Source organism: Halorubrum salinarum (assembly GCF_013267195.1).
Classification (GTDB): domain Archaea; phylum Halobacteriota; class Halobacteria; order Halobacteriales; family Haloferacaceae; genus Halorubrum; species Halorubrum salinarum.
Genome location: NZ_CP053942.1, coordinates 179048 through 191913 on the forward strand (window position 1 = coordinate 179048; position 12866 = coordinate 191913).

Genomic DNA, 12866 nt, shown 5'->3' on the forward strand with positions numbered 1-12866 from the left:
GTGGCGGGGCCTCGTGTTCGATGCGCCGGCGTCCAGTGGGACACCATACGACACGCACGGATGACTGCGTTTCACGCAGCGTTCTAGCCAGCAATCGCGAGATCTGCGCCATCGTATTAACCAACAAGACGATGAATTGTCGGACTGCGTTGGTTAACACAAGACACCTCTTCGTATACGCGGGCCAGTCTCTCTGGTTGGGATCTTCGTTTCTGTGGGTTGAGCCACTACGGCTCTGAGCGAATAGTCGCATCAATATCACCGAGCGGCCACTCCGCTGCGTGACTTGGCTCATAGGCTGCCCACGCAGCCCGGAGAACGAGGAGCGCTGTTGGGAGTTCAGGGCCCGGTGCGATTAACTTCCGATCAGGATTGTAGGTGATGAGGTCTGCCTCTGCGAGTCGCGGGAGATGCGTCTGAATGAGTGAGACGTACACGTTTTGGTATCGATCGCCGGTCGCTGCCGACAGCGGAACCCCATCCAACAGGGCCGTTACGCGGCGCGCAATCGGCCGGACGCGGTACGGGGGCGTAGTGTTCGCACCAATGACTAGCAGGACATAACAGCGCCGTTGTCGCCGTAACATCTCATACAGCTCGCACATTTCATCGAGCGGCGGGCTATGGCTCATCGCGGCCCTCCCTGGCGGCGTGGCATCTGCGCGGGGTGAGGTGTTGGGACGAGGCGACAGTCGGCTGTGGTGCGTGTGACACCACGGGGCCACGGCGTGCGTGACCGGCCTCGCTGTCGCTGTCCAGGGGTAGATATCCCGGAGCGAGCGCTCAGTCGTGTCGACCGGCAGTCGCGTGGCGGTATGATTGGATTTGGTGGGTGACAGTCGAGTAGCCGACGCCACCGACGTGGATGGTGGCCGATTTTTGGCAGTAACCGCGACACCGCGGTCGGCCAGGATAGCCACCATGGAAGCGAGACGTCGGTCGACGCGCCTGGGACTGCGGTCGCATCCGGAAGCACCCGCCACCGCCGGTAGCCGGAGACGGAACAGGGTCGGACCCGTGGGATCGCTTGGACGATGTCGAGGCGGCGGTCGTAACTGCTTGCGGAGATGTCTGCCCGATCGATAATCTCCGTGCGGCCAAGTGGCTGGGATGCCCGACAGAGGGTGGCGTACATCTTAGTCGCCGTTGGGGGAAGATCCGGACGGAACCGCGTGGCAGGGAGGGACGCTGCGGCGCGCTCAACGGCTTCGACAGTCGGCGATGGCTCGCTGTGGCACGCTCGCAACAGACTCTCTGCGGCGTCGTATGGCGACGCATGCCCCGGTGCGTCTCGTCGGCCACAGGACCGGAGCAACAGTCGCACGAGCCGCTGGCGCGTCCGTGCGGTCCAGGTCGTATCCGTGGTGGCCGCGACTGTCTCCACGACGTCACGGATCGCGGCATACGTCGTTCCATCTCGGACTGGAATCGTCAGGGTCGGCACCTGTTCTGTGCCGTCAGCGACGCTGTCACGGAGCATCTGGCTCGTCTGCTCGAGTGTCTTCGTGATCGCTGACTGAAGCTCAGTTATTGTCGGGCCAGCAATCACCCACGAGGCAGTCAACTCGAGCGTGTCACCGTCGTCGACATCGGTCGGGAGTCGCCGCTTCAACTTCGCTGGGCGAGACTCAAAGAGCAGGCGGTAGCCCGAATGAATCCCGTAGACGCTCTGTTTCGGGACGGTATGCTGGAGGAATTCACACAACTCATTTCGGCACCGCTCGGTGCCAGCGACAGTGGCGGTGTCGGGGACCCGGAGGGTGATCGTGAGATCGACTCCAGCGGCGTGATACAGATGGGTTGCCGTCGCGATGAGCCCGTGGAGGTCTTCAAACAGCGCCGCACGGGCTGCTGTGTCGGTGCTGCCGCGACGATCGGCGAGCCGAGCGAGCAGCTCGTTCCGGACTTGTTCAATTCGGGTCCGCCACTGAGCGTACTGTTCCTCGTCGGCACTAAACCAGCCAACTTGGTGCCCACGACGGAGCGTCCGGCCCGCGGCAGTGTCGAACGCCCCGTCGTGGATGGCGGAGAACTCGTGGCCGACACGGGAGGGCGTCAGGATCTTATTCAGCGCCTGCTCGCTGAGTAAGACTGCCGCGAGACGTCCCAACGTGGCCAAGGCCCCGCCCCATTCGACGACAGCAAGCGTCTCGTCGTGGTGGTGGCTGAGGTAGGTGACGCGGCCGTCGTCGAACGCGGTTACCGGATCGTCGACGAGGGTGATGCCGGAGCCACGAGCCGGAATGGTGAATCGCCGGTGAAGTGACTCGCTTCGAAGTGTTTCATCGGGGCTGTCGAGCCACTGGACGAATGCGGCGTCGCCGTCCGGAGTGCCAGTCGATGCGAGCCAGTCGTCGATGGCCATCGTTGGCTTCCCTACGGTGGCCTCCCGGCGGGGAGACACTGTACTTGTGCTGTCGTGAGGGGTGTCGGTAAGACCCTCGTCAAGTCGACGTTGGTCCGGATGGACGAGGTCGTATTCGGAATCAAGATACTGGTTGACGGCCGTGGCGCCGCGATCGGACAGCCGAACGGTATTGCGCTGGCCACGACGGTCGACAGAGACGAGCCCGCGTGCTTCGAGATCGAGAACATACCGGCTGACAGTCCCTGCCTCGATATCGATCGCCTGATCCTGTTTGAGATCCCGGTAGCTCCGCCCCTGGCCGGGCATGAGATTCCCGAGGAGACGCCGTTTCCCGGGTGCGGACGCAAGTTCAGTGAGGCTCTCCCACACTGATTGGGTGGCGTCACCAACGGCGTCTCGTTCATCGGAACCGTGGTGTCCCAAGGAGGGGAACCGATCCCGGCTGTGAGTAAGACCGAGATGGATCTCACTCCACCGCGAGTATCGACGGGCGAGTTCCCGCTGGACCACTGGCGAGGCGACTACGCGGACATCGAACCCGTCCGCGAGGACGGCGATCGCCGCGAGTGCGCGCACGCCCGTCCGGCGGTCGGTGAGGTCGGTCCACGTCGGACCATCGAGCACGAGCGTGATCGCCCGTGGGCTGGGGTCGAACTCGCGGTGGAACGCAACTGGGCCTTTCGCGAGCGCTCCGAGGCCGGCGTTGACTGCGCCGCGGCCGGTGCCAACTGCCTCGACTGTCTCGTTCAGCGACTGGTGACGCTGCTTGTGGTACTGCGAGTTGGTGGGTGCGTCGCCGTCGGTGAGCGCGAGCTCGGTGAGTGCTTGCGTGTACTCGACCGCCTCCGCGGTTGCGTCGTCCCAGGTATCCTCTATGGAGTTCCACTCCGGGAGCGTCTCGTCGAGTATCGACGTACTCGCACGGAAGGCGTTGGTGTCACTCCTCTGGGCTTGAACCGTCTCGATGGTTACCTCGCGGAGCTGGGCAAGGACCTCGGGAAGCCACTCCGTCAGCCGCGGCGAGACACTCGAGCAGCGGATGCCGGTGGCGCCGTATTCCGTGGTTGGGCCCACAAGGTGGACGCCACGCTCGTGGCCCTGGCCGGCGGGCTGTGAGTGCCCGCTTCGGGCCTGATCGCTGACAGGCATCACTTGGGTGGCTCCCAGCAGTTGATGACTGTGACGAGCTGCCGAAGCAGCTCTCGGATGTACTGACAGACCGTCTGCGAGACTGGGTCGACACCCTGCGCCACTCGGATTGCGGACGCAAGTTCAGGATGGCGTGTCTCATCGACAGTTCGGGTGGCCCGGAACAAGGCCGCTCGCACACTGGCCGCGTCACTGGTGGTGCTCGCAGTGAGCGCCTGCTGAAGGTGGGCGATTATCGCGTGGGGGGCATCCGGGTCTGCTGCTGACTGTGTGGACGGACGCGTCGGGTGGCGCTTATGTCTTCGTGGTTGAAGCTCGGCGTGAGGTGGTGAACACATCAGTCATCCCCCTCCGCTTTCGGTGGGTGCGTGACCGTCACCTGCGCTTGGGCCCCGCGCCGTCGCTGTCGTTGGGTCGCCGTCGGCGTGACCTGCTCCGCGAGTGGTGTCTCCGGTGGCAGCCAGCGGATCGTCGTCGTTGCTGGCGCGCTCACGCCGAGTGGGACTGGCTCGACGAGAATCGGCCAGGTGGATTGGGTCGCGGCGTCTGAGGCGATTCCGATACGCCCGGCCACGAGGAGTTCGTGGACGCCGAGGGTGAACACCTCTGGGTGGCGGTGTTCGCTGTGCGCGCAGACGCAGTGGCCGACCTCGTGGGTTCGCTTCTCGGCTGGCTTGGAGACGTACGCGACAATCTCATCGCCCTCAACAAACGAGCGCCCGCAGTGTTGGCAGGCGCCCGATGTGGACGCAAGCGACAGCTGATCGAGACTCGTGGCGAGTGCGGGCGTGGGGCGGACTGGCGGCGTTGAGCCGGCGTCAGAGTGTTGCTCCCGACTCATGGGCCTCGGTTCACATACACGAGTGACTGGCCACAATACCACCCGCACCGTGGACAGACCCAACCGTTGACGAAGCGGTTGACGAGCCGCTCGCACTCGCGGCAGCGCCAGAGCTTCGTCATTACGCGTGGCCCTCCACTGCCTGCTGGACGGTGATGTCGTCGTAGTCGCCGGTGAGGCGTTCGCGGGCGTCAAACCGGATGTGCGGTGGACCAGAGGAGCTCACGTCGTCTCACCCCGTACTTGCCACACGCGGCGCGCTTGAAGCGTGTGACGGGCCGCGTCGGTGAGACTGTATTCGTTAGTGCGTCCGTCGCGCGACTTCTGGGTAACGAGGCCGTACTCGACAAGGGTGTCGAGGTTCTGGTATAGGCGGCTGTGGTTGATCTCTTCACCGTAGTAGTCGGCGAGGTACGCATTCAGGGCCGTCCCCTTGCGGGCGTTCTCGTGGGAGAGCGCCCAAAGGAGGTCGCGTTGGAACGCGGTGAGATCCGCGAGCGCGTCGCGGTCACTGGCGCACTCCGCGCTCATGCGTCGACCTCCGCACAGGAGCAACAGATGGGAACGCCGCGCTCGGCGTCAAAACCGTCAGCCGGTGCTGGGCAGAACGCACAGCCATCGTTGGTAGTTTCGCTCGATTCGCTGGTCGTCGCGCAGGGCTTAAGCCCCGCAGTTGCCATCATCAGCATGGTTCTGTGGTTTGAGCACAGAACCCGACCCGGCCGGGTGTTCCAGCACCGCGGCCGGGATTCCTACATTTCATCGCGAGCCGATGGTTCGTCACTCGGGCTCCGTGTCTACTCAACGTAGGTGATACAACTTATAGATTGTGCCTGAAACTAAGAGTTCAATAAGCTATTTTAAGTTCCAATCGTGTGTAATAGGTTTTAGCGAACTAGTAGTCTGCTCATGAGATATTCTGGAGACTGGATGGCACTCGTGGACGACAGAGTGCTCGAATATCTACGCGAGAACGGTTCTGGATCTCCTACGGAAATGAAAGAGGAGGGACCAATCCGATATTCAAGTCAATACATCGGTCGCCGCTGTAAGAAATTGAAAGAGAACGGGCTCGTTCAGCATCTCGGGAACGGCGTTTATGTCATCACCGACGATGGTGAGGCGTACCTCGCCGGCCGACTTGACACGCAGGAATGGCGTTATATCGATGACAACGCCAGCGAGGTTACCGCCAGCAGCTCCGAAGACGTCTCTGGTGAGTCAAACGGAGGCGCAACCTGAACGCGGTCATTCATTCCGTGGATATCTAATTAGGCGAACGAATTATTGAGAAGTTAGCCTCCGATGGTGCTGCCATCTTGTGGGACGTTCGCTTCGAGCTTCTCAGCACGGAGGGTCCTGATCATATGGCTGAGTAGGGTCTGCGGCCGCTTTATGCTATGAGGTCGGATGAGTCATTTGAGGTGTGGAGAAGCGGAGAGTAAGATTTCACTCACATTTTCGGGGGCGTGCCAATATTTTAAACAAGTAGCGGTTACTACTATTCTGTGTATACCACTTCCTTCTCGACAAACTAGTCGTCGCAGTTGAAGGAAAATAACGGCGAGAAGCTATGCCCGAGCTGGCACGGCGAGTTCCGAGGTCTCACACGGAAGCAACCTCACATCCCGATTCTCGATTGCTCTCCGAGTCCGCCCCATTCTCGTGTTTCCTCATCACTAATCACCATCCAACACATGAGTTGGATGTCTTCCTTCCGGATTCGGGGCTTGGGATCCGGGCTCTCGAAGGGCTCTAGCCCCAATTCGTCGACCTTGTCAACGAATAGATTCGACTTCTCCACCGGCCCGAGACCATCGTCGTTGTATATCTCACGGAATTCGCGCTGTTCGCGCCGACTGAGCAGAGCTCCGACAGACTTCCGAGCCCGTTCCGCACCCTCCTGATCAGTATTCGTCGGCACGTGTTCCGCCAAGTGCTCCTCAACCTCGCGGAGGATCTTCGGGATATCAGGCTGAACGTTCCGAGGATCGACTTGGTGCTGCCACTGACCGAAGATGTCGTTGATGCCATACGATGTGCGTCCGCAGCGGGTCATGTTGGTGTTTGGCGTTACATTTAACACTAACGGAGGAGACATGTAGAGCATTCATGATCGACGAGGACTGCGGAGAGCTACTTACGCTAAGTAATGCTGCCGCCAGCGCGATGAACACGATCCTCCGTGAAGATGGGTTCGATCCTAAATCTGCTGGGGTACGTATCTCCGTCGAACGCGGCGGCTGTGCGGGACTGTCCTACCGGTTTGACCTGGTTACCGATCCGAGAGATGAGGATCTCGTACACGAGACCGCGCAGGCGAACGTTATCGTTGACCGGGCGAGCGCCCAGTATGTCCGTGGGGCAGAGGTTGACCTCAACCGGACAGCCCACGGTACCGGGTTTACAATCAAAAACCCCAACGCCGAACAGGAGTGTGGGTGCGGGTTGTCTTTCCATTAGCTGAGGGTGCGTTCCCCGTTGGTGGTAGATACCTGGTCTTTCGAGCGGAACGTACCGGCGGCTCTCAAGAGGAATATCCTGAATCGGATCCACAGGGGCGTGTTCTCGATCTCTTACCGGATGATGAACGACGTGTCCTCCAACCCGTCCTGAACTCCCCCGGAATCACGCAGATCGAACTTCGGGATCGATCTGAATTCTCGAAGAGTAAAGTGAGCCAGACTGTGAGTTCACTCGAGGAGCGTGGGCTGCTGTATCGGGAACGACAGGGTAGGACCTATCGCGTGTATCCGAGCGATGACCTTCAGAACCAACAGACATAGAACTTCACACGAACATTACCCCACCATGTCACAAGCAACACTCGAAAGCGATCAAATTAGCCAACTTCTTAAGTCGAGTACGTGGCTCAATCTATTCCTCGCCGTAAAACTGATTGCTGGGTTGGTGTATGTATATTTCACAGGGGATATAGGGAGTCGGTGGACGCATTTCGTCCTTCCGTTCATTTGGTTCACCGCCTCACTCTGGGTGATCTGGCACACCCGACCTGCCACGACACGTCGAGTGTATCGTGTCGGTGCCGCACTTGTCGTTACTGTATACCTCATCATGATGTTTTATTTTTCAGGATTACTTGGACCGAGCACCTGTCGCGTTTCCAGTATTTAAAACCGGCGTGAAGTCGGTAATGGCGACCTGATGGCTGCGAATTCCAACTCTCAGCAAAGGCCGCCAACAGGAAAAACGGACGCAGCGTACTTCAATTCTGATCACTCAACTGCGACCGCAGTGTACTCGCTGCTCGACGCAGTCGGCAGCGAGTCCATCGCCGACGAGTTCGATATCGGCAAACACAGCAAGAAACACGACTTCGACAACCACCTCAAAGTCGCCGTGCGTGAAGGGATCGATCCCTCAGACTCGCTTGCCGAACTCGAAGAAACCACCGATACAGCCGCTGAAATGGAGAATATGGCTGCCTCTACGTTCTCACGGTACACGAACGACCGCGACTACCGCGCGGTCGTTCGTACCATGTTCGAGCTACTCCATACCCCACAGTTGGCCCATCAACGAGCCGTCGAACGAAAACGACTCCAGCGACTCACGCGAGGCGTTGTTGCGACCGATGCGACAAATCTCGAACTCACACGGTCGGTATTCGTCTCGGACGACTTCGTCGGAGACGACGAGCAGTCCTACGAGATCTACACTGGCGACGGTGGCATCAAACTCCATGTTGCCGCGCGTGTCGACGGAGAACACAAGCATCCGCTCGGTGCGACCGTGACAGAAGGTGAGACCCACGAGAATCCGCAGTTTGAGCATCTCTATGGCGATGTCGAGGTCTTTCCAGACCTCGACTCGCCAATCTGGGTCTTCGACCGTGGCTACACACGCTACGAGCGCTTTTGCGGCTTCACAGCCATCAACGATGACTTCATCACACTGCTAGAATCGGACGCTCGGTACGATGTCTGTGAACAGATCCAGACCGCTGAGGTAACCGACGGTGATGAAACACGGCAGGTACGGGACGACCGCATCGAACTCGCCGACACAGGAGAACAGTTCCGGCGAGTAGTGCTTGAAACGCCGGACGGAGAGCAACTCGAGTACCTGACGACGCTGGCGTCGTCAGAGTACGACCCTATCGACGTAATCAGCATCTACACGCTGCGAACTGTGATCGAGATCCTGTTTCGGGAGCTGAAGCAGTATCTGAACGGTGAGAACTTCCACTCGACAACGCTCAACGGCGTGCTGTTCGAGTTGTTTTCTGCGTTGGTTGGACTGTTGTTGATCCAGTGGCTGCGGCAACGCCACCCGATGCGGGGTGGCGTGCCGCAAGCGATTCGAGAAGTACGGAAACGCTGGAACGACACGCTCGGCTCGGTTGGGTAACTCCTCTCACGGCGGGTGATTCGCCGCCGCTGTGAGCGGCGGCTCTGGTCAGCGCAGCAGAAGCCACTCTAAATTCTGGTAGAAACCCGTCCGAACCGGACTCTCGAGCCGAATTCGCTGGTTGCTCGTCACCGCGTATCTTTCAGCCAGCGGACTCAGCTTGATTTCGTTGCTCACGCCCGCGCGGTGTCTTTATCAACTTGAAACGCGACAGCCGAGCACCTCTCATTTCGGGCAGCTCACTGGACCAAGCGGCTTCGTAATAACATAGGGTCGATCTCTAGGGTGGAGTCCGGTCTTTCTCTATACAGGAGACCTGATCACAGTCTCGCTCATTCCTTACCAAGCGGTTGGCCTGTTCGCGCTGGCGTATCTCGTCCACGATGCGTTGCTTGATTTCTCGCAGTCGGCAATCGGAAGAATCGTCGGGATCGTAGCGTGCCCTGCCTGCGTTAGTCCGTTATTTGCTGTTCTACCTACAGGCGGACTAAGTGGTTCTTCAACGATGCTATTGCTTGGTGCGTATGGATACGAGATTGCGACCGTTCTGTTTCTCGTGACGATTGGAATTCTCTTCCATCGTCGAACACTCACGAGACAGTATCACCGGTTCCGAACGGACTGAGCTAGTTCGTTTGTAAGCAGCAATAACCGAGCCTCACTCGCCGTCCGAACCGTTGTTATTGTCTGGATCGTCGTCATAATTGCTCTGTTTTGACAGCTCTCTTTACGCTCATTTTTTCCGATCCACTCGAATTCAACAGGTATGAACGATCTTATCAGTAGAAACGTTTAGATATCGTTATAGACCTCTTGAACAGTCTAACACGTTTTCGGGATCTCAAATCCTACCAACCACTAGACTGCTGACAATACCAGTTAGTCGTAGTATCGATTGACGAGACAGCGATGAGTTCAGGAGAGATCTGAACTAGTCTATTTGACGACTAATGTAACGACTTGAAATCTCTCCCCGACGGACTCAGAACTACGATGACTTCTGAGCAGATGTCGGCAGGTGACGACGCCCCCGCGCTCGCGGGGGCGATCGTCTATCACGCTGGGGAAGTCTGTGAAACAGTGGATCACCTCTGGCGTGTCCTCGGAGAGGTATCGATTCCAGTTGACGGGCTTGTCGACGACCGCCAGCAACACAAGGTCGGAAACGGGACTAAACCGATGGCTCGGGTGTATCTCTATCAGAAGATCTACGACCTCGCCCAGAGCGAGGTCGAAGATCGCCTCGAAAACCGCCCGTCACTCCTGAAGACACTTGATTTGGAGAAGGCACCGTCCCAGCAATCACTCTCGTACGCGTGGCAGCAGTTTACCGACCAAACCAAACGGACGCTTAACGCCGCAGCTACGGGTATCGCAAAAGAAGCCGTTGACCGTGGCGTCGTGTTGGAAGCACGGGTTCCGATCATCCCAGATGAAGACGATATCGGAGAAGACGATGATGAAACGACCGTAACACGCGAGCACGTTCGAAAGCAGGGGAACAAAATTGTCGAGCTCGCCCGAAGGCACGCCTTCGGCGAGTTCGACTCCCACAGAGCCGATAACAGAGTCTACGAGGACGAACAGATCCTTGATCTGTTCGCCTCGGCATGCCTCACCGAAAAGTGCCCATTCTGAGGGTGAAGCTGGCTGGTTTCTCGACGAGAACGACGCCTGTGACGACTCTACGTTCCTCCGAGTGATTAAGCAGTTCGCAATGCCGGCTGATCAGGAAGTCTCTGTTCCACTCCAAGACCAACAGATCGAGGATATCGTTGCGTTTACCGAGGTGTTCCGAGAGTATCTCATGGATTCATTCGATACCGCCACGGAGAATATCCTCCAGACGATTCGGTACGAGGATCCATTCGACGACCGCCACGTCGTGGCGGCCGTCGATTTCACGCACGTTCCCTACCACGTCTGGCCGTGGGTCGACAAGGACGAAGAGATTCCAAAGTCGACGTACCCGCCCATGGTGAGCGGGTACGTCGACGACGGTGAGTTGAAACACGGCTACACGTTCGCGACGATCACGATCGTTGGGAACGACGTGCCAATCATCCTCGGAATTGAGGGTGTCAAGGAACATTCAGAGTGGGAACCAGTCGACGCCCCAGCTGACTCGAAAGCAGACGTCGTTGCGCGTCTGCTTTCGAGAGCCCAGCAGTACGTCGATCTGGACGAAGTGCTACTGGACCGTGGCTTCTACGCGAAAGAGGTTCGTGTAGAGATCAACAGTCGTGACCTGTTGTACACGATGCCAATGGGGAAATACGAGTCAGATTACGAGGTGATCAAGCAGATCAAGAGCAAAGATGGGGTAGACGCCGCTGTCAACCACGACGCCCCCGTCTATCCCGACGGGGACGTCGACCATACCGCAGAATATCTGTATGTTCCAGCCACCAGTGACGACGCTGAAGGCAAGTACGCCGTATTCGTGACCAACCGCGATCACGTCGCTCCCGACGAGATCGCTCACGTGACGAACAGCTACAGCCGTCGCTGGGACATCGAAAACCAGTACAAGTCGGTTCAGTCATACCTTCCAAAGACCTCCTCGACAGACTACCGAGTGCGGTTGTTCAACTTCACGTTCGCAGCACTGCTGTACAATCTGTGGCGGCTCACCGACTTTCTGGTGAAAGTCGGCATGGAGCGAGAAATCAGGTCGCCGCCAGTCGTGACCGCCAGGACGTTCGTCCGGGTGGTCAGGAACTCTCCTCCGGAAAGCCAGGTGAGAAGATGATGAAACACCTGTCGCTCGCCTGCGGCAAGCCGCAGGCTTCGCTATCTGAGCACTATATCAGCCATTCCCTCGCCCTCCGCTGTCACTCCTCGGCAGCCAGCAACCGATACATACCATCTCCGCAAGAACATCTCAAACTCCGTCTGATTCGACCGCTATTCGTTTGTAGACGCTCTATATCCCGAAAACGTGGTCTAATGTTTGGATTCACACCCACGAGGATAACCCCGATCCCAGCGTGTGACTACGTGAGGCGAAAAACGATGACCACCTTCACCATTGGACGCTGGCTGCTCGTGGCACTCGCGATCGTCGGACTCGCGTTCGCCGCACCCGTGGTCAGCGCACACGGCGAGGAATCGACTGTTGACGACGCGCCCCCCTACAATGGCACCGCAGACGAGTGGGCCACCTGGATGGACGCGCAGACGACCGAACACATGGGTCCCGGTGCGACCGAGTGGATGGAGTCGCACGTGGGCGTGACTGTCGAGAAAATGGGCCAGGACATGGCCGATGACGGCGACATGAACGGCTACGGCTCGGGGGCCGGCTACGGTCACTGCTGACCTACCCCTCCCTTCGCGTTGGATATAATATTGGACGAACGCACGAGGTATCAACGAAACACGAAATCATGACCTCACAATTCGAAATCCTGCGACGGAACGGGCTGAAGACCGGCCTCGTCGCCGTCCCACTCCTCGTCGGTGCGAGCGGGACGGCCGCTGTACACGGTGGCGGCGTGATGGGCGGCGGTTGGGGCGACATGGGCGGACTCGGGTGGTTCGGGATGCTCGGCGGTGGAATGCTCCTCTGGACGCTACTCCTGATCGGCCTCGTCTTGGCGCTCGTCTACGGCGTCGAACGCGGGAACGGGACCGAGAACGGGGATACGGCCCTCGCAGAGCTCCGCGAGCGCTATGCGCGAGGAGAACTCTCCGACGAGGAGTTCGACGAACACAAGAAACAGCTCGAAGGCTAGACCACGTCTCAAACCAGCATCGTCGCTCTCCCTCTAGCGGCTCTCGAATATCCCTCGAGTCAATACCGCTCGGAGTCAGTACGACTGGGAGAGACCCACTCTTACGCTGAGGCGTCGTAGCCAGCGTCGTTGACCGCGTCGACGAGGACGCCTGCGTCCACAGTCCCCTCCACGGTCGCCGACTCCGACTCGCGGTCGGCACTCGCTTCCGTGGCTCCTTGGACGCCTTCGAGCGCCTCTTCGACGGTTTGCTCGCAGTGCTCACAGGTCATGCCTTCGACGGTGATCGTCTGCGTCATACAGCTATACGTATGAGAGGCACGTGTTTATGACTTACTGCTTCAAATCCAAAGAATACGGCCCGGTGTAGCTGCCGTTCGAAGGCCAAATCTGGGAAACA

General features: G+C 58.9%; 12 protein-coding genes and 3 pseudogenes. 9 read left to right on the forward strand and 6 right to left on the reverse strand.

Features of this window, described 5'->3' with window-relative positions; translation table 11 throughout:
* Positions 1-227: 227 nt before the first annotated feature.
* From HPS36_RS17110 to HPS36_RS15760, 4 genes are all read right to left on the reverse strand, one after another.
* The gene (locus HPS36_RS17110) at positions 228-632 is read right to left on the reverse strand and encodes a DUF7344 domain-containing protein (protein ID WP_449405254.1); all 405 of its coding nucleotides are present in this window, start codon (positions 630-632) and stop codon (positions 228-230) included.
* On the reverse strand, positions 629-3517 hold the full coding sequence (locus HPS36_RS15750; protein WP_173230919.1) for an ArsR/SmtB family transcription factor: 2889 nt from the start codon (positions 3515-3517) through the stop codon (positions 629-631). Before HPS36_RS15750 ends, HPS36_RS17110 begins: the two co-directional genes overlap by 4 nt.
* A 337-nt stretch (positions 3518-3854) precedes the next feature.
* Positions 3855-4358 (reverse strand): hypothetical protein, encoded by a 504-nt coding sequence (locus tag HPS36_RS15755; RefSeq protein ID WP_173230920.1) that lies wholly within the window; start codon positions 4356-4358, stop codon positions 3855-3857.
* A 222-nt stretch (positions 4359-4580) separates the two neighbouring features.
* Positions 4581-4889 (reverse strand): helix-turn-helix transcriptional regulator, encoded by a 309-nt coding sequence (locus HPS36_RS15760; protein ID WP_173230921.1) that lies wholly within the window; start codon positions 4887-4889, stop codon positions 4581-4583.
* 378 nt (positions 4890-5267) lie between these two features.
* On the opposite strand from HPS36_RS15760, the gene HPS36_RS15765 reads away from it, so the two are divergent.
* Positions 5268-5600, forward strand: coding sequence for a phage repressor protein (locus tag HPS36_RS15765; RefSeq protein WP_173230922.1), 333 nt, complete (start codon positions 5268-5270; stop codon positions 5598-5600).
* A gap of 379 nt (positions 5601-5979) precedes the next feature.
* Here the strand turns inward: HPS36_RS15765 and HPS36_RS15770 are convergent, their stop codons facing one another.
* Positions 5980-6468, reverse strand: coding sequence for a hypothetical protein (locus HPS36_RS15770; RefSeq protein WP_173230923.1), 489 nt, complete (start codon positions 6466-6468; stop codon positions 5980-5982).
* A 2-nt stretch (positions 6469-6470) separates the two neighbouring features.
* On the opposite strand from HPS36_RS15770, the gene HPS36_RS15775 reads away from it, so the two are divergent.
* The 8 genes and pseudogenes from HPS36_RS15775 to HPS36_RS15800 all read left to right on the forward strand — a co-directional run bounded on the left by HPS36_RS15775 (position 6471) and on the right by HPS36_RS15800 (position 12466).
* Complete coding sequence (locus tag HPS36_RS15775; protein ID WP_173230924.1) at positions 6471-6821, forward strand: HesB/IscA family protein; 351 nt, start codon at positions 6471-6473, stop codon at positions 6819-6821.
* A 77-nt stretch (positions 6822-6898) separates the two neighbouring features.
* Positions 6899-7144, forward strand: a pseudogene (locus HPS36_RS15780) (helix-turn-helix transcriptional regulator); the annotation flags it as partial.
* 25 nt (positions 7145-7169) lie between these two features.
* Entirely contained in the window at positions 7170-7493 is a 324-nt protein-coding gene (locus tag HPS36_RS17115) for a DUF7546 family protein (protein WP_449405255.1), read from the forward strand.
* Between the two features lie 30 nt (positions 7494-7523).
* Positions 7524-8729 (forward strand): IS4 family transposase, encoded by a 1206-nt coding sequence (locus HPS36_RS15785; RefSeq protein WP_173230925.1) that lies wholly within the window; start codon positions 7524-7526, stop codon positions 8727-8729.
* Between the two features lie 289 nt (positions 8730-9018).
* A pseudogene (locus HPS36_RS17120) lies at positions 9019-9354 on the forward strand (DUF7546 family protein); the annotation flags it as partial.
* A gap of 383 nt (positions 9355-9737) precedes the next feature.
* Positions 9738-11481 (forward strand): annotated as a pseudogene (locus tag HPS36_RS15790) (ISNCY family transposase).
* A 263-nt stretch (positions 11482-11744) separates the two neighbouring features.
* Positions 11745-12050, forward strand: coding sequence for a hypothetical protein (locus HPS36_RS15795; protein WP_173230926.1), 306 nt, complete (start codon positions 11745-11747; stop codon positions 12048-12050).
* Positions 12051-12118: 68 nt separating this feature from the next.
* Complete coding sequence (locus HPS36_RS15800) at positions 12119-12466, forward strand: SHOCT domain-containing protein (RefSeq protein ID WP_173230927.1); 348 nt, start codon at positions 12119-12121, stop codon at positions 12464-12466.
* A 101-nt stretch (positions 12467-12567) separates the two neighbouring features.
* Here HPS36_RS15800 and HPS36_RS15805 read toward each other — a convergent pair whose 3' ends face one another.
* Positions 12568-12765, reverse strand: a complete 198-nt coding sequence (locus HPS36_RS15805; RefSeq protein WP_173230928.1) for a heavy-metal-associated domain-containing protein — start codon at positions 12763-12765, stop codon at positions 12568-12570.
* Positions 12766-12866: the final 101 nt, after the last annotated feature.